The following is a 16,773-nucleotide window of genomic DNA, read 5'->3' as shown; positions in this document are numbered from 1 at the left end:
TCGACGAGCCACTACGCCCTGGAGAACGCATGTCCGCCGCGATCGGCTCTTGCGGACGCTGCGGGGCGCTCGTGGTGTCCGTGTCGACCTGGCACCCCACCGATGGCCACGGCGAGCACGCGGTGCAGTACCGCCACCCCCTGGACAGCGATGTACGGCCGCAACCCTGACGAGCCAGTACCTGCCGACCCCGCAGCACGGCCGCCGCTTCCGCGACGCTCGTGGGACTCGGCGCAGCCGACCTCACGCCTCGCGGCTGATCGTTCAGCTCTGGGTCTGAGAGACGGCGGATTTACAGAGAGCTGCCATACCGGCTCTGACCTGCGGCGTAAGCACGGACCACCCGCCCGCGTCCGCGTATCGTCCGTGAGCTGCACCGGCGAGTACTTCTCCCCCACATGCCCGGCCTGCTGGTGATCTCCTCGCGGCGCGGGTTCACCCCTGCCAGGCCGGGGAGTGGGGTGCAGGGCACGGGGTCCCGCCTTGCGCCCCGCTCCCCGGTCTGGCTGCCGTCTCGGCGCGCCGCGAGGAGGTCACCAGCCCCGCCGCACTCCCCTGATCTCCGAGCGGTGTCGGGTCCGGGCAGAGCCCGGGTTCTGTCGTGGCAATGCATTGCGCCCAGAAAGGGCCGGCGGAGCCCAGGTTGGCTGTGAGAGAGCTCAGGCGTCTCCCCGGCCTGCCGCCAGGAGGCGCTCTGTCAGATCAACTGCTGGGGTTACCGAGGAGAGTCGAGCAAATGCGGAGACGCGGATCAGCGCCCCTGCTACCTCGCCATCTGGGATGGAGCGATCTGCTGCCACACGGTTGATCACATGGTCCGGTAGATCTAGCTGCGCCTCGACGGCAGCGTTACGAACGAAGGTGGTTCGCGGGTCCTCGGACGTCATACGTCGCAGCATCGCAGCAGGTCTCCGTGAAGCAGGACGGCAGGTATGTGGATGCGTGAACGACGAGCTGTGGATAACTGCTGGTCATCGCTGCCACGCGTTGCCTCCGCGGACTTGGTCATGGGGTTCCACAGTCACCGCTCTGGCGATGCGGGCGCCGGGTAGCCGGCCCCGGCGCTGCGAACGGGCCGGAGGTGTAGTGAGCGAGCGCCGGGGCCGGCGTGGCCGGCCCCGCGCCGCCGGAGGCGGCGCCTTGATTGTTGGAGAGATGGATTCGGCAGGGTGTCGGTACCCCATGGGCCCAACCCGGCTACTCAGCTGACCCCATCTCACTCAGTGGTCAAAAGCGACGATGCCCGCACTCACGTAACCGATCTCCCGGAACTCGTCGAGTTCGGCCTTGCGGCTACTGTCCGGGTACTCGCTGTTCGCGTCGTCGCTGCGAACACCAATGGCGGGACCGTAGACGACCAGGACGACATGCTGGCTCGTGGCGGCTGCAACCCATTGCGGGTCCGGAGTCAGAGTGGTGTGCGCCCAGCGGCCCCCGGGGCCGTGCAGCTCCAACAGCTCTGGGCTGGTTCGAGACAGCGTCCAGCCGGGGACCCGCACCAACGCCATCAGAGCGCTCGTCCACAGGCTGAACCCGCCGCGGCACATCGCCTGAACCTGGGCCTCCACTTGCCCATAGCCCGGAGCGTGCCAGTGGAACGCGTGCCGGGGCTCGAGCAGTAACACCGGCAGCGCTTCGGCCGTCTCTGGGCCGTCCACTCTCGCCAGGTCCGGGCTCACGCTCGGTGCGAACCCAAAACTCGTCACTCTCGCTGAGCCAGCGTCAGCCGTGGCATCGGTGCGCGCTCCGAGACCTACCGCCGGATGGTCGGAGAACACTGCGCGGGCGTTCGCTGGCGCAATCACCATCTGCCGCTGCTCCGCGTTGAGCGGGCCGACCCCCAACTCGCTCAACGCTTCGTACATAGCGCTGGCCCGCCCGGTAGCGGCCGGCGGAGCCGCGCCATCGTCCTCCGGCGTCCCGGCGTCTTTACGCCGCGGCCAAGGTCTCCACACCATCGCTCAGCGCTCCTCGGCCTCTTGGATCTCTTCGAGCCGGATTCGCACTCGGCGGGCTGTGGCCTCGTCGGCGAGCAGCACGTCGACGGCAGCCCGCAGCACGTCTTGGGTAGTGAGCCGGGTCCGGCCCAGCGCCACCGCTGTGTCGAGTCGCCACGTCGCTAGGGCCTTGTGATTGTCCTGGGTGAGATCCACGGTTTGGCGGACCTTCCGGCCGCTGTCGGGGGCCGGCCGCGTCTGGACCTTCTCCGCGGCCGCGGATTCGGCCGCTGCGGCTTTCTCCGAGCGGCCCCGCAGTGACCGGGCCCGGCTTCTGGCGTCGCTCATCGGATCGAGGTCCCCGTCAGCTCGGTGAGTGCATCCCCGTAGGCGGTCGCTGCCGCCCGCTCGATCGGGCCGCCGAAGGACTGCGCGAACCGCTGGAGCTGGGACACGTGCGCCCGCAGCACCCGCCAGCCCTCGGACTCCAACAGCTCCCGGTACTCGGCGTTTGCCACGGCGCGGGCGTTAGTCCGGGTGAACATCGCCGCAGCCTCCGGCGGAGTCGCATGCCCACCAAGGTGGGCCAGGTCATCGACCAGCTCTTTCACCACGGGCATCCGCTCCACCTCTGCCGAGGTCGGGGCCAGTGGGACCAGGACGTGTGTGGCGGCGCGGATCGCAGACTCGACGATGCCCCGCTCTTTCTCGGTGGGTGGGGTGTCGATGACGACGGCGTCGTAGTCGCTGGCCTCCAGGTCCACCCCGACGCCGGGGACGTGCAGTCGCCCCGTGGCCATGCCGCGAACGGGGATGGTCCACTCCGCCATCTCGGCCCAGCGGGTGATGCTGGCCTGCGGGTCGGCGTCGATGATCAGGACGCGGTGGCCGTTCTCGGCCAGGGCGTGAGCGAGGAACGCCGAGCTGGTCGTCTTCGTGCTCCCGCCCTTCAGGTTCATGACGGTGAGGATCACGCCGGACTCCCGGGGGTTCAGGTGGCTCAGGTGGCTCAGTTAGTGCAGTAGTTCAGCAGATCAGGCTTCTCCGAGCCAGCGTGACAGGCCCCCTAGCGGAGGTTCAGTTCGGCCAGCGAACAGCACGCATCTGCACAGCGTCTCCGTCCACCGCGCTCACGCCACGGACGAACGCCACCGCCCGATTGGCGAAGGTCACCACGCACAAGCCCTGGCCGCGCACATACGGGATGCTCTGGATCTCCCGGCGGCCCAACGCCTGCACCCCCAGCCGGGCGACGCAGTCCTCGTAGGTCGGGTCACGCTCCTCGGTCCAGAGCGCGGCCGGCCCCCCGCCGTCCACCGCGAGGGTGCCGTCGTCGGCATCGAACCGCACGGTTGACGTGCCGCCGATCGTGTCGACCTTCGGCGGCTGCTCGCTCATGTTGACGCCCGGGTCAGTGACCCGCAGTGTCCCGGTCCACGTCGCGGCCCGCGGGGGTGGCGGTTGCGCGGGCGGACCAGCAACCGGCTGCCCGGACGGGTTCTGCGTCCCGGGCGAAACGCCCACCGAGGCGCCGGACTGAATCGCTAGGCATCCGCTGACGATGAACAACAAACCGACGCCCGCCAGTAGGCCGGGCTTCAAGCACCCCGAGCGCCGCTCTGACCGGCTCACACCGTCTCCCCCACCTGCTCGATCTCGCGACGTGTCGTTGCCGCCGGCTCAGCCATTGCCGCCCAACCGCTTGTTGAGCTCCGCCACCTCAGCGTCGAACCTCCGTGCACGCAGTCGCCCGACAATCGACCGGTTCCGGGCAGCGGTGTCCAACTCGTCGGCCGCACTGCGCTCCGCCGCCGGACTGATCGTCAGCATCGCGACAAGATCCCCACCGCTGCGCAGCGTCATGCTCGCCGCCCGCAGCACCAGGACCACGCCGACCGCGATCAGAACGACGCCCACAAGCGACTGCATCCCGGCCCTCCATATCGGATCTCGTCACGGCTGCCTGGCCGGCTCAGCATCGCACGCGGGCGCCGCGCTCCCAGCCGTCTCGTGCGGATCAACACGACTTCCAGGGGGACTAGTCACCCCGGCTCGGGCTCGTTCCGACCCGCCCCGATTCGTACGAACGCTGCCACCCTGAACAAGATGGTCATGCATGAACCGCGGGATCTCCTGCAGATGGGAACGGAACTGTTCAGCGCCCGGCTTGCGGCGGTGACCGACTCGCAGTGGACGGCCCCGACGCCCTGTGCCGACTGGAACGTCCTGGATCTGGTGAATCACGTTGTCACGGGTAACCAACTGGCCATCTGCCTCCTCGGTGCCGATGCGTTCGACGTGCATGAGCCGAGAGCGCCCCAGGACGTGGGGTCGCCGTAGTAATCGCCGAGGATCGGGCGGATATGGACGCCGTCGACGGCCCGTGAAGCTGGATCCATCGGTAGAGCCTGGACGCTCGAAGCTGGGAGAAGGGACTCCCGAAGCTGACCCCAGGGGCAAAGTAGCGATCAGGTCGTCGCGCGAGCTCGGCCGCGGGCCAGGGCCCGGTACACCGTCGAGCGCGTGACGGAGAACAGCTCCTCCAGCTCGCTGATCGTGTGCTCGCCGGCGCCGTGCAGGGCGACGAGGTGGGCTTCCTGGCGAGGGGACAGCTTGGGCTGCTTGCCGCGTAGCCGCCCCTTGGCGCGGGCGACCTTCATGCCTTCGCGGGTCCTCATCCGGGCGAGGTCGGATTCGAACTCGGCGACCATGGCCAGCACGTTGAACAACAGCCTGCCGACCGGGTCGGTCGGGTCGTGCACCGACCCGCCCAGGCTGAGCGCGACGTCGCGGGCGGTGAGCTCGGCGACGATGTCGCGGGCGTCGGGCAGGGACCGCGCAAGTCGGTCGAGCTTCGTGACGACCAGGGCGTCGCCGGCGCGGCAGGCGGCCATCGCCTCGCGCAGGCCGGGGCGGTCGCGGTTGGTTCCGGTCAGGCCGTGATCGACGTACACGCGGTCGGGATCGACGCCGAGCGCAGCGAGGGCGTCGCGTTGCGCGGTGAGGTCTTGGTCGTCGGTGGACACTCGCGCGTAGCCGATCTTCAGTCCGGTCACCGGCACAGTGTGCCGGATAACCCCCCTTCACCGGTAACCATCACCGAACCACCCTTACGGCACTCGCCGACCTCGCGCTTCTCGTGCGCCGTGGCCTACCGGCGGGAGTGCCGGTAGGGGTTCCTCTCGTGGGATATCGACGCTCCATCTGGTGGACGGCCTTCTCACAGGGACCGGGCAACAAGCTCCTTCATGATCTCGTTGGTGCCGCCGTAGATCTTCTGCACGCGGGCCGAGGTGAACATGCGCGCGATCGGGTACTCGTTCATGTAGCCGTACCCGCCGAACAGCTGCAGGCAGCGGTCGACGACGTTGTTCTGCACGTCGGTGCAGAAGAACTTCGCCATCGAAGCGGACGCGGCGTCCAGCTCGCCCGCCATGTGGCGGGGGATGAACCCGTCGACCATGCTGCGGGCGGCCGTCGCGTCGGTGGCGCACTCGGCGAGCACGAAGCGGGTGTTCTGGAAGCTCATCAGGTTCTGACCGAACGCCTCCCGCTCCTTCACGTAGGCGATCGTCTCGCGGACTGCCGCGGTGGCGGCCGCGGCGCCGGCCACCGCGATGATCAGTCGTTCCTGCGGCAGTTGCTGCATCAGCTGTGCGAAGCCGCGTCCCTGGGTGCCGAGCAGGTTGCCCGCCGGGACCCGCATGCCGGAGAAGAACAGCTCCCGGGTGTCCTGGCCGTGCTGGCCGATCTTGTCCAGCACGCGGCCGCGCTCGAAGCCCTCCAGGCCCTCGGTCTCGGCGACGATGAGGGACAGCCCCTTGCCGCCCTCGTCGTCCCCGGTGCGGGCGACGACGACCAGCAGGTCGCAGTGGGTGCCGTTGGAGATGAACGTCTTGGCACCGTCGATCACATAGTGGTCGCCGTCGCGGCGGGCGCGGGTGCGGACGCTTTGGAGGTCCGAGCCGGTTCCGGGTTCGGTCATGGCGATCGCGCCGACGAGGTCACCGGAGGCCATGCCGGGCAGCCAGCGCTGCTTCTGCTCCTCGGTACCGAACGCGTTGATGTAGTGCGCGACGATCGTGCTGTGGACCATGTTGGCCCAGGCGTCGTCACCGACGCGGGCCTGCTCCTCGGCGATGACGGCCTCATGGGCGAACGTCGCGCCGCCGCCGCCGTACTCCTCGGGGATGCTGATGCAGAGCAGCCCGGCCCGGCCGGCGGCCCGCCAGAACTCGCGGTCGACCATGTGCGCCGCCGCCCAGCGCTCCTGGTTCGGCACGACCTCCTTCGCGATGAAGGTGCGGGCGAGCCCGCGGAGGTCGTCGAGCTCCTGGGTGGCCCAGGGGGCGCGGTAGTCGTCGAGAATCATCGGATGCTCCCTCTCATCGGCCGGTGAAGGCTGGTGTGCGGCCCGCGGTGAAGGCGGACAGCCCCTCGCGGGCGTCGTCGGTGCCGAGCGCGCGCAGGAAGTTGTGGCGTTCGGTCGCCAGCCCTTCCCGCAGCGGCTGGTCGTGGGCTCGGCGGGCGGCGTCCGCGGCGAGTGCCACGGCGCGCGGCGCGTTCCCGGCGATGCGGCGGGCCAGCCCGATCGCGGCCGGGACGACCTCGTCATCGTCGACCACGTCGGCGACCAGCCCGGCGTCGCAGGCCCATGCGGCGTCGACCGCGTCGCCGGACAGCAGCATGCGCATCGCCTTGGCCTTGCCGACGGCGTGCACGAGCCGCTGCGTGCCACCGGCCCCGGGAATGACCCCGAGCTTGACCTCGGGGACGGCGAACCGGGCCGAATGGCCGGCGATCGCGATGTCGCAGGCCAACGCCAGCTCGCACCCGCCGCCGTACGCGATGCCGCGCACGGCCGCGACCGTCGGTGTCGGGTAGTCGGTGAGGACGTCGAAGAGCCGGTCGAACGGCAGCTCGTCGGTCGGCGCGGCGCCGATCATGGCCGGGACCTCGGCGATGTCGGCGCCGGCGCAGAACGCCGGGCCGGCGCCGGTGACGACCACGACGCGCACATCCGGGTCGGCGGCCGCGTCGGTGAGCCGGCCGGTCAGCTCGGCGACCAGGTCGCGGCCGAGCGCGTTGTAGGACCCGACGTGCTCCAGCGTGAGCAGTGCGACCGGGCCGTGCCGCTCGGCGGAGACCAGGGTCTCGGTGGGCTGCTCAGTCATCGGTACCGCCGTAGTGACCGGCCCACGTCGTGCGGATGGTCTTCTTGTCGCACTTGCCGACGCTGGTGCGGGGGATCTCGCTGACCGTGATGAAGGACTCCGGCAGCTGCCAGGACGCGAACGCCGACGACAGGTGCGCATGCAGGTCCGCGAGCGTCACCTCGTGCCCGGGGGTCGGGACGATGAGCACGAACGGCCGCTCCTGCCACTTGGGGTGCGGCAGCCCGACGACCGCCGCCTGGGCGACGGCGGGGTGGCCGGCCAGCAGGTTCTCCATGTCGATGGAGGAGATCCACTCGCCGCCGCTCTTGATCACGTCCTTGAGCCGGTCGGTGACCTTGAGGTAGCCGTCCGGGTCGATCGTGCCGACGTCGCCGCTGCGCCACCAGCCGCCCGTGAAACGGTCGTCGGCATCGGCCATGTTGTGATAGCGCGTGGTGATCCACGGGCCGCGCACACAGATCTCGCCCTGGGCGACGCCGTCGTGCGGGACGTCCTCGCCGGCCGCGTCGACGAGCCGGACGTCGACCAGGGTGGCGGGGAGCCCCTGCTTGCGCTTGAGCTCGAGCAGGTCGTCACCGGACAGCCGGGCACGCACGCCCGGCTTGTACCGGTTCATGGTGACCAGCGGCGTGGTCTCGGTCGCGCCGTAGGCGTGCACGATCTCCGCGCCGGTCAGCTCGGCGAAGCCGCGCATCAACGACAGCGGCGGCTCGGTCGCGCCCGACATCATCCGCAGCCGTCCCAGGTCGGGCTTGTCCTCGAGCGAGCGGATGTAGTCCAGCATCGGCCCGAAGATCGCGGGAGCACCGTTGGTGACGGTCACGTCCTCGGCGATCAGCGCGTCGGTGAGCGGCCTGGTGTCCTCGGCCGTGTACCGGCCCGGCAAGACGATCTTGTTGGCGGTCAGGGTGGCCGCCTGCGGCAGGCCCCAGGCCTGTCCGTGGAACATCGGCGTGATCAGCATCGTGCAGTCGTCGAGGGTCATGCCGATGTTCGTGGCGAGCGAGAAGGAGTGCAGGCAGATCGCGCGGTGCGAGTAGTAGACGCCCTTCGGCCGGCCGGTGGTGCCGGTCGTGTAGCAGGCGCCGTAGGCGGAGCGTTCGTCGATCTCCGGCCAGTCGATCCGGGGCGCCGCGGCAGCGACGAGGTCCTCGTAGTGGTGCACGTTCGGCAGCGTCGTGCTGATCTGGTCGAGCGGCTTGTCCGTCAGCACGACCCACGCGGTGACGTCGGGCAGCATCGGGGCCACGGCCTCGGCGACCGGCAGCAGCGTCTCGTCCACGCAGACGATCGAGGTCCCGCTGTCGGCGACGACGAAGGAGAGGTCCTCGGGCCCCAGGCGCAGGTTGAGCTGCACCATCACCGACCCGAGACCGGGGATCGCCCAGTAGAGCTCGTAGTGACGGCGGCTGTTCCAGTCGAGGATGCCGACCCGGGTGGCCGGGCCGGCGCCGAGGCCGGCCAGGGCGTTCGCCCCGCGCACGATGCGGTCGTAGGCGTCGGCGTAGGTGTAGCGGCCCCAGCCGCCGTCCGGGAGCCGGTAGACGATCTCGCGGTCGCCGTGGGTCCGGGCGGCGTGCCGGATCAGGGTGGTGGTGTTGAGCTGGACGTCGTCGCCCATCGTGGACGGGTATCCGGTCACGACGGTGCGGGTGGGTGCCGGCACGAGGGACTCCTTCGTCGGTGCGCGGGTGGGGTCAGGGGAGGCGTTCGATGACGGTGGCGTTGGCCATGCCGGCGGCTTCGCAGACGGTGAGTAGGCCGTAGCGGGCCTCGCGACGCTCCAGCTCGTCGAGGAGCTGGGTGAGCAGGCGTCCGCCGGTCGAGCCGAGCGGGTGGCCGATCGCGATCGAGCCGCCGTTCACGTTGAGCTGGTCGTCCGGGTAGCCGAACTCGTCGCGCCAGAGCATCGGGACGGGCGCGAACGCCTCGTTGACCTCGGCCAGGTCGATGTCAACGATCGTCAGCCCGGCCCGGTCGAGCGCGGCGCGGGTGGCGGCGAGGATCGCGGTGAACTGCAGAACCGGGTCGTCGGCGGCGACCGCCATCGACACGATCCGCGCCCGCGCCCGCAGGCCCACCGCCTCCGCGTACGACCGGTCGGCGACGAGCAGCGCGGCGGCGCCGTCGCTGATCTGGGACGAGTTCGCGGCGGTGATCGCGCCCGCCGGGTCGAAGACCGGCGTCAACGTGGCCATCCGCTGCCGGTCGGGCGCGGCGCGGATGCCCTCGTCGCGGGTCATCGGGCCGTCGACGCCCTCCAGCGGCACGAGCTGCGCCGCGAAGTGCCCGGCGTCGGTCGCCGCGGCGGCCCGCTGGTGGCTGCGGACGGCGAAGTCGTCGAGCTGGTCGCGGGTGTAGCCCCACTTGGCGACGACCAGCTCGGCGGACGGACCCTGGGCAGGCAGGTTGCCCTCGAACCGGGCGAGCGCCCGCTCGCCGTACCACTCGCCCCGCGGCCCGCTCGGGTCGAACAGCGGACCGAGATCGACCCGCGACATCGACTCGACACCGGCGCCGATCGCGACGTCGTACTCGCCGGAGCGCACGCCCTGCGCCGCGAAATGGACCGACTGCTGACCGGAGCCGCACTGCCGGTCCAGGGTGGTGCCGGGCAGACCGATCGGCAGCCCGGCGCCGAGCAGCGCGGTGCGGGCGACGTTGCCGGTCTGCTCGCCGCGTTGCAGGGCGCAGCCCACGATCACGTCGGCCAGCGAGTCCGGGGCCACGCCGGTGCGGTCGACGAGGTGGGTGAGGGTGTGCGCGAGCAGGTCGACCGGGTGCCAGTCGCGCAGCTGCCCGCCGCGCTTGCCGACCGGGGTGCGGACGGCGTCGACGATCACGGCTTCTCGGGTCATGCGGCGTCTCCTGTCAGCGGGTGCGGGAATCCTTCACGTTCCTCAGCCATCCAGGGCCCCCCGGAGCCGGTGCTTGAGGATCTTGCCGGACGGGTTGCGCGGCACGGCGCCGATCGTGAGCTCCCGCGGGAGCTTGTAGCCGCTGAGATGCGTGCGGCCGTACTCGCGCAGCTCGTCGAGCGTGAGCGTGGCGCCCGGGGCGAGGTCGACGACGGCGACGGCGATCTCGCCGTACTCCTCGCTCCGGCGCCCGACGACGGCCAGGTCGCCGACCGCGGGGTGTGCGGCGAGGACACCCTCCACCTCCGCGGAGTAGACGTTGGCCCCGCCGGTGATGATGAGGTCCTTCAGGCGGTCGACGAGGGTGATGTAGCCGTCCTCGTCGATCCGGGCGAGGTCGCCGGTGTGGACCCATCCGTCGCGCACGGTCTCGGCGGTCGCCTCCGGCTTGCGCCAGTAGCCCTTCATCATCGACTCGCCGCGCATGATCATCTCGCCGACGGTGCCCGGCTCGACGTCGTTCCCGCTCGGGTCGACGATCCGCACCTCGGTGTTGGGCACCGCGACCCGACCGCTGGCCTCCGGGCGCGCGACGACGTCGTCGTGGTGCAGCAGGATGCCGCCCGGGCCGCCCTCGGTCTGGCCGCACGCCTGCACGATCCAGGCGTCGGGCAGCGCTGCGACCAGGGCCTCGGCGGTGCGGGCGGGCATCGGTGCGGCGCCGTAGAGGCAGATCCGCAGGCGCGAGAGATCGCGAGCGGCGAGGTCCGGCAGCCGCAGCAGGTGGGTGTACATCGTCGGGACGCCGAAGAAGAACGTGATCCGCTCGCGGGCGAGGGTGTCGGCCACCGTGGCCGGTTCGAACGCCGGGAGGATCACGTGGGTCGCTCCGAGCATCACCCCGTTCAGTAGCAGCATGTTGAGGCTCGCCGAGTGGTACAGCGGTGCGACGTGCAGCATCCGCTCCCCGTCCCGCAGACCCATGCCGATGCTGGAGTTGATCCCGACCCACAGCACCCGGCGATGGTCGAACAGTGCCCCCTTGGGCCGCCCGGTGGTCCCGGACGTGTAGATGATCAGAGCGTCGTCGTCCTCGGAGACCTCGACGTGGGTGGGCCGGGCGGCGTGGTCCCGGGCGGCCGCGCGGACGTCCTCGTATCCCTCGACGGTGCCCAGCGCCAGCGGCTCCGCGTCGCCCGTCCGGTCGGGCAGCGAGTGCCACGCCCGGACGCCGTCGGCGACCTCGGGCCCGAACAGCAGGAGCCGGGCCCCGGTGTCGGTGACCAGGTAGTCGATCTCCGTCGGTGCCGAGCGCGGGTTGATCGGCACCACGATCGCGTCCAGGCGGAGTCCGGCGTAGACGGCGACGACGAACGCGTCGCTGTTGCCGGCCAGCAGGAGCATGCGGTCGCCCTGCTCGAGACCACGCCCGGCCAGCTCGGCCGCCAGCTCGTCCACCGCGCGGTCCAGCTCGGCGTAGGTGAGCGCCACGTCGCCGAACTGCACGGCGACCCGGTCGGGACAGCGGCGGGCGGTGCGGGCGAGGACGCCGGCGAGGGTGGTCATCGCATCTCCTGGAGGGTGTCGTCGACGGTGGGCCCGACCGAGACGATCGGGATGTCGAGCTCGTTGCCGAGCTCCTGCCAGTGCGTGCTGTCCGCCGTGGCGAACCGCGCGGCGAGCTCGGTACGGGTGCGGCCGACGGCGTCACCCAGCCGCGCGACGAAGTGCGGCTCGACCGCGCCGACGGCGACGTATCCGTCGGTCGTCGGGTAGATCCCGTACCCGGGGCTCCCCCCGCCGAGCACGTCGCCGGGCCCGGTCAGCCCGTGCCGCACGCCGGCGGCCGCGTCCCGGGCGACCCGGTCGAGCACGACCGGCTGGTGCACCGCGGCACCGCTGCGATCACGCAGGCGCAGACCAGCGACGGCGGCGAGGGCGGCCCGCTCCCCGCCGAGGAGGTCCGCGACCGGGACGGTTGGGACTGCCGGCGGCTGCAGCGTGCCGTGCGCGGCCTGGTAGGTCAGGTCGTGCCCGGCCTCGCCGGCGCGCTCGCCGTCGTAGCCGACGATCTCGACGTGCACCAGCCGGTGACGGCTCACGCTCTCGCGCAGGCCCAGCCGGTCCAGTGCCGCCGGGCGCATCGCGGTGAGCAGGACGTCGGCCGTCGCGAGCCGCTGCTCGAGCCGCTCGCGGTCGGGCGCGTCGCGCAGGTCGAGGGGCACGACCTGCTGCCGGGCGGTCAGCTCGCGGTACCAACCAGGCGCCGCGACCTGCAACGCGTCCCCGGCCGGCGGCTCCACCTTGACGACGTCGGCGCCGAGGTCGGCGAGCCGTGCCGCGGCCACCGGGCCCGGGACGTTCACCGCCAGCGACACCACGCGCACGCCGTCCAGCGGCGCGGCCGCCCCTCGGTCCACGTCGTCTCCCATCCTCGAAAATGACTATACATACGTACAGTAACCTAGGTGAAGCGTATAGTTCGCGGTGTGATCGACACAAGGGGCGGGGTCGTACTATGCGTGCCGTGACGGTGCAAGCCCGGTTGGCGACATGAGCGAGCGATCGCGGCCGCGCCGGACCGAGGACCTCACGGCCCGGGCACGGATCCGTCACGCCGCGCTGGAGCTGTTCGCGGAGCGCGGGGTGGCGGGCACGCCGATGCGCGCCGTCGCGGCCCGGGTGGGGGTCACGGTCGGGCTGATCGTCCACCACTTCGGCACGAAGGAAGCGCTGCGTGAGGCGGTCGAGCTCGACATCGTCGACCGGTTCGCCGACGCGATCCTGTCCGCGCCGGCGGACGGCTCGGGTGCGGATGTGGCCGCGGCCCGCGACCGTGCCGTGGCCGCCATGCTCGCGGAGAGCCCGGCCGTCGTGGACTACCTGCGGCGCGCGGTCTTGGACCCGCACGGCGAACGCGGCGACCTCGTCAGCAAGCTCAGCGCGCTGGCCGCGGACCAGGTGGGCGAGCTGCGCCGCCGTGGCCTCGCCTCACAGCGCAGCACGATCGGCGAGCAGGTCCTGACGATCATGATCAGGCAGCTGGGGCAGGTGTTCCTGCAGCCGCTCGCCGACCGGATCATCGACGAGTTCGGCGAGAGTTCGGACGACGCGCCGTCGCCCCTGATTGTCGTGCGCCTGGAGCACCGAATCGACACGTTCCCCGGTCAGTGAACCCGCGACGCCTGGAGACGTCCGGGCGCGCGGCCGCGGTCAAGTCGCATTGCGACTCCGTCACGGCTGGCTCTGGTTCTGGCGGTCAGGAGGACCCCGCCGCGTGACCGCCAGCGTTCACTGAGCGTCCCGCAAAGCGATCGGCTTACGGCACACTTTTGGACTCGCTGCTCGGCTGGCTGCGCCCGGCTTGTGAACGATCAGAACAGGGTGTCGCGCACGCGCAGCGGCCGGTACCCGGTGGGGTCGAGCTGGGCCAGCTCGCCATCGATGTCGACGTCGATCGTGCCGAAGAAGTTGATGTTCTCGCTGTGCGCCGGCGAGATGTGCGCGAGCACCTCATCGTCGATGCGCCGGCCCGCCGCGCGCATCGACTCCACCGCCAGGCCGTAGTACTCGGTCGTCCAGGCCACGACGGCGTTGGTGACCAGGGTGAGACACCACGCCTGCTCGGTCTGGGCCTGCAGCTGTCGGGCACGCACGGTTCCCTCGTGGGCGTAGAGCAGGTCGCGCTTGAGCGCGTGCAGCGACTCGCCCTTGTTGAGCTGACGAGAGATCCTGCGCCGGTAGGTCGGGTCGGACAGGTAGCGGGCGGCGTAGATCGTGCGCCGCAGCGCCCCGTACTCCTTGAGCGCGGCGGCCAGCGCGTTCTGCCGAGACGACGCCGAGAGTTCCCGACGATCAGCGACGCGGTGGCGTGCCCGAACTTCAGCGACCCGGCCAGGCGCAGCAGGTCGTCCCAGTGCTCGGCGATCAGCTCGACGTTCACCCGCCGGGTGAGCAGCGGCCCGACGTGGGGGTAGTCGGTCTCGGCGCGGGCCTTCGCGGCGATCCGGTGCAGCGTGATCTTGCCCAGGTCCCGGATCCGGGGCGAGAGCTGCAGGCCGAGCAGGTCGAACAGGCCGAAGTTGACCAGGGTGACGCCGTGGGTGTCGGTGGCGTGCTCGGTGATCGGGGTGTCGGTGGCGTTGCCGAGGATCTCGTCGAGCACGTAGTGGGCCTCGCGCTTGGTCGCGACGATGATCTTCGTGCCGTAGGTGGTGTGCTGGTCGGTGACGTGGGTGTAGGTCGAGAGGACCTGCCCGCCGTGGATGGTCATCTCCCGCCCGGTCGTCGTCTTGCCCCGCACCGGGAACCGTTGCCCGTCCGAGGAGGACAGGGTGCCGGTGCCGAACACCTCGGCCAGGGGCATCCGCTGGTGGTGGTCGATGATCGCGAGGTTCGCCGCGCGCAGCGTCTCCTCGCGCACGTACCACTCGGCGGTCCAGGCGAGGATGTCGTAGGAGATCCCGCACGCATCGGCCATCCGGGTCAGCCCGAGGTTGGTGGAGTGGCTGAGCAGCACCGCGATCAGGTTCCGCTTCAACTCCGGAGAACGGGTCTGCTTCCCGCCGGCGTGGGTGAAGCAGTCCAACAACCCGATCCGCCCGTCGAGCTCGATCAGCAGCGACACGATCGGCGCGAACGGCAACATGTCGGTGAGCTCGGCCTTGAGCGCGACCGCCTCGCCGGGGATGTCCTCGGCGGTCAGCGGGGAGATCACCAGGTCGCCGGCGTCGTCGAGGCGGACCGGGCCGTCACCGGTGGCCAGGACCTGCTCGAGCTCGCCGAGCGCGCCGGTCAGCTCGTCGCCGACCGCGGCCAGCGCGACCGCCGGGTCGGCGGACTTGCCGACGAGCCCGCAGAACGACGCGCGCTGCAACGACCACTGATCGGCGGTGAGCAGGTAGGCGGCGGGGTCGGCGTAGCGGCGCGAGCCGGGCACGTACACGTCCCCGGTGCGCAGCCCGTCGCGGAGCCCGAGCAGGGTGCACAGCTCCCAGAAGTGCCGGTAGGCGCTGGTGTTCCCCGATGCGTGGGCCGCGTCGAGGTAGCCGCGCCAGCGCGTGGGCACGAATCCCGTCAGGGCACCGGCCGGGACCCGGCGGGCGCCGGTGGCGTTGAGCCCGCGCAGGATCTCCACCGCCGCGAGCAGCTCGGCCGCCGCGGTGCCGCCTGCGAACTCCACCGCGGCCAGGACCTGCGGGGTGAACTGCCGCAAGTACCCGTAGGACGACACGTCGAGCGCGCCGAGGTGGCCGTGATCGCGGGGAAGGCGGGGAACGGCTTGGGCCATCGCCGCCCGGATTCGTGTCCATCCGATCCGTTCACCCCGGAGCACGCTGCCGATGTCCTCGTCGGCAATCGTGGTGTCGGCGATGACGGCCAGCAGCTCGTCGAGCAGCGCCTGGCGGTCCTCGCCGGCCTTGCCCCGTTCGGCCAGCGCGTCGCGCATCGTGCGCTCGGCCTTGCCCTCGCGCGCCGACACCGCCTGGTCGAACAGGCTCACTACCTCGTCGAGCACGTCGGTTGCGGACTGGGCCACCAGCGTCAGCAGGATCGGGTAGCGGCGCTGCGGCTCCCGCCGCTCGAGGGCTTGGGCGGTCAGCCGGCGCCCGACCGTGGCCAGGAAGCGGCGCCGCTCGGCCGGCAGGACCGACAGATCCAGGGCGTCGGCGCCCAGCCCGCGCAGGAACTCCAGCTTCGTGACCTCGGCCTTGATCCCGGCTGGTGAGGCCTCGACCGGGGCGGTGCTCAGCCATCGCAGCCGGGTCATCCCGACCGCAGGATCGACCACCAGCAGCCCGTCGAGCCCGGCACAGCGCTGCGGCGTGAACTCGTGCGCGAGCCGGTCGTAGGTCTCTCGCTGGGCCTCTGCGCGGGCGTGCGCGACCCGCTCCAGCACGGTCACCGGGCCCGGCCGGATCACCTGTACCGAGATCAAGTACTCACACGCCAGCCGGAACAACAACGTCGGCGAGTCGTGCTCCATCGCCCGCGCCAACAGGAACTCGTCGAACTCCTTGAACTCCAGCGACGTCGGCACCCGCCAACCGCGGTACTGCGCTACCAGTCGTAGATGCTCGGTGCGGGTCTTCGCCCGCCGGCCGTAGTGCCGCAGCACGCCCGGATCGACGGCGAGCTGGTCAGCCAGCCGGGCGACCGCCACCGGTGGCGCGGCGGCGACGTCGTCGGGCACGAACCCCAGCCACGGCAGCGTGCACAACGCCACCGACAGACCCAACCGGTCCGCCGGTCCGCGGCCCCGGCCCGGGTCGACGAACGCGACATCCGCCGGCGCCAGCGTGAAGAACCGGAACAACTCCTCCCGGCCGATCTCCGGAACCCCCGCAGCCGCTCCAGCTCCTCGTCCGCGAACACCTGCGTCGCCAACCGCGACCTCCCCAGAGCAACCACCATCCGCAGCTCAGGAGGCTACTCAGCCGTATCCGCCCGATCTTCGGCGAGTACTACGGCGACCCCGACGTCGTCCGCGCCTTCCAATGGACGGCCAGCCGACAAAATGAGGCGTTCCGCCGCGTGCCGGGCGAACAGGCCGTGGCCCATCCAGCCGGCGTCATTCCCGCGTCCGACTTCACGATCTACCGATGCGCGGACGTCGCCGTGCACACCTGGGACCTCGCCCGGGCGATCGGCGCAGACGACGACCTCGGTCCGGTCCTAGTCAGCCAGGTACTTCAGCCCTACGTCGAGTGGGTCGACTCGCTGGACCTGGAACAGATGTACGCACCAGCGACACCAGTGGATGCTGATGCGCCGCAGCAGGACCGACTGCTCGCCCGCCTC

14 protein-coding genes and 2 pseudogenes are annotated in these 16,773 nt (G+C 71.0%); 3 read left to right on the top strand and 13 right to left on the bottom strand.

The window, feature by feature from the left end:
- Window positions 1–1,220 precede the first annotated feature (1,220 nt).
- The 5 genes from KPF22_RS31540 to KPF22_RS31520 form a co-directional block, all read right to left on the bottom strand.
- A complete protein-coding gene (locus KPF22_RS31540; protein ID WP_224404252.1) occupies window positions 1,221–1,679 on the bottom strand; it encodes a hypothetical protein in 459 nt (152 codons plus the stop codon).
- Between the two features lie 282 nt (window positions 1,680–1,961).
- Complete coding sequence (locus KPF22_RS31535) at window positions 1,962–2,153, bottom strand: hypothetical protein (protein ID WP_224404251.1); 192 nt, start codon at window positions 2,151–2,153, stop codon at window positions 1,962–1,964.
- A 128-nt stretch (window positions 2,154–2,281) separates the two neighbouring features.
- Window positions 2,282–2,911, bottom strand: coding sequence for a ParA family protein (locus KPF22_RS31530; protein ID WP_224404250.1), 630 nt, complete (start codon window positions 2,909–2,911; stop codon window positions 2,282–2,284).
- 103 nt (window positions 2,912–3,014) lie between these two features.
- A complete protein-coding gene (locus tag KPF22_RS31525) occupies window positions 3,015–3,335 on the bottom strand; it encodes a hypothetical protein (protein WP_224404249.1) in 321 nt (106 codons plus the stop codon).
- Window positions 3,336–3,617: 282 nt separating this feature from the next.
- The gene (locus tag KPF22_RS31520; RefSeq protein WP_224404248.1) at window positions 3,618–3,866 is read right to left on the bottom strand and encodes a hypothetical protein; all 249 of its coding nucleotides are present in this window, start codon (window positions 3,864–3,866) and stop codon (window positions 3,618–3,620) included.
- 177 nt (window positions 3,867–4,043) lie between these two features.
- Here KPF22_RS31520 and KPF22_RS31515 point away from each other — a divergent pair, with 177 nt between their 5' ends.
- Window positions 4,044–4,277 carry a maleylpyruvate isomerase N-terminal domain-containing protein gene (locus KPF22_RS31515; RefSeq protein WP_224404247.1) on the top strand — a complete coding sequence of 78 codons (234 nt, stop codon included), beginning with the start codon at window positions 4,044–4,046 and terminating at the stop codon, window positions 4,275–4,277.
- A 128-nt stretch (window positions 4,278–4,405) separates the two neighbouring features.
- Here KPF22_RS31515 and KPF22_RS31510 read toward each other — a convergent pair whose 3' ends face one another.
- The 7 genes from KPF22_RS31510 to KPF22_RS31480 all read right to left on the bottom strand — a co-directional run bounded on the left by KPF22_RS31510 (window position 4,406) and on the right by KPF22_RS31480 (window position 12,392).
- On the bottom strand, window positions 4,406–4,993 hold the full coding sequence (locus KPF22_RS31510; RefSeq protein WP_224404246.1) for a recombinase family protein: 588 nt from the start codon (window positions 4,991–4,993) through the stop codon (window positions 4,406–4,408).
- Window positions 4,994–5,157: 164 nt separating this feature from the next.
- The gene (locus tag KPF22_RS31505) at window positions 5,158–6,309 is read right to left on the bottom strand and encodes an acyl-CoA dehydrogenase family protein (protein WP_161152135.1); all 1,152 of its coding nucleotides are present in this window, start codon (window positions 6,307–6,309) and stop codon (window positions 5,158–5,160) included.
- Between the two features lie 13 nt (window positions 6,310–6,322).
- The gene (locus KPF22_RS31500) at window positions 6,323–7,111 is read right to left on the bottom strand and encodes an enoyl-CoA hydratase/isomerase family protein (RefSeq protein ID WP_161152136.1); all 789 of its coding nucleotides are present in this window, start codon (window positions 7,109–7,111) and stop codon (window positions 6,323–6,325) included.
- Complete coding sequence (locus KPF22_RS31495) at window positions 7,104–8,780, bottom strand: long-chain-fatty-acid--CoA ligase (protein WP_224404173.1); 1,677 nt, start codon at window positions 8,778–8,780, stop codon at window positions 7,104–7,106. Before KPF22_RS31495 ends, KPF22_RS31500 begins: the two co-directional genes overlap by 8 nt.
- A 31-nt stretch (window positions 8,781–8,811) precedes the next feature.
- Window positions 8,812–9,972 carry a thiolase family protein gene (locus KPF22_RS31490; RefSeq protein ID WP_161152137.1) on the bottom strand — a complete coding sequence of 387 codons (1,161 nt, stop codon included), beginning with the start codon at window positions 9,970–9,972 and terminating at the stop codon, window positions 8,812–8,814.
- Between the two features lie 42 nt (window positions 9,973–10,014).
- The gene (locus KPF22_RS31485) at window positions 10,015–11,538 is read right to left on the bottom strand and encodes a class I adenylate-forming enzyme family protein (protein WP_161152138.1); all 1,524 of its coding nucleotides are present in this window, start codon (window positions 11,536–11,538) and stop codon (window positions 10,015–10,017) included.
- Window positions 11,535–12,392 (bottom strand): CoA transferase, encoded by an 858-nt coding sequence (locus KPF22_RS31480; protein ID WP_202417230.1) that lies wholly within the window; start codon window positions 12,390–12,392, stop codon window positions 11,535–11,537. The genes KPF22_RS31485 and KPF22_RS31480 overlap by 4 nt, the downstream gene beginning before the upstream one ends.
- A 133-nt stretch (window positions 12,393–12,525) precedes the next feature.
- On the opposite strand from KPF22_RS31480, the gene KPF22_RS31475 reads away from it, so the two are divergent.
- On the top strand, window positions 12,526–13,146 hold the full coding sequence (locus KPF22_RS31475) for a TetR/AcrR family transcriptional regulator (RefSeq protein WP_161152140.1): 621 nt from the start codon (window positions 12,526–12,528) through the stop codon (window positions 13,144–13,146).
- A 200-nt stretch (window positions 13,147–13,346) separates the two neighbouring features.
- Here KPF22_RS31475 and KPF22_RS31470 read toward each other — a convergent pair.
- Window positions 13,347–16,288, bottom strand: a pseudogene (locus tag KPF22_RS31470) (Tn3 family transposase).
- A gap of 218 nt (window positions 16,289–16,506) precedes the next feature.
- Between KPF22_RS31470 and KPF22_RS31465 the strand changes: the two are divergent.
- Window positions 16,507–16,773 (top strand): annotated as a pseudogene (locus KPF22_RS31465) (TIGR03086 family protein); the annotation flags it as partial.

Origin of the sequence: Pseudonocardia sp. ICBG1034, assembly GCF_020131375.1 — a bacterium.
Classification (GTDB): domain Bacteria; phylum Actinomycetota; class Actinomycetes; order Mycobacteriales; family Pseudonocardiaceae; genus Pseudonocardia; species Pseudonocardia alni.
The sequence above is the reverse complement of the archived record's forward strand: the minus strand, read 5'-3'. Positions and strand labels throughout refer to the sequence as shown.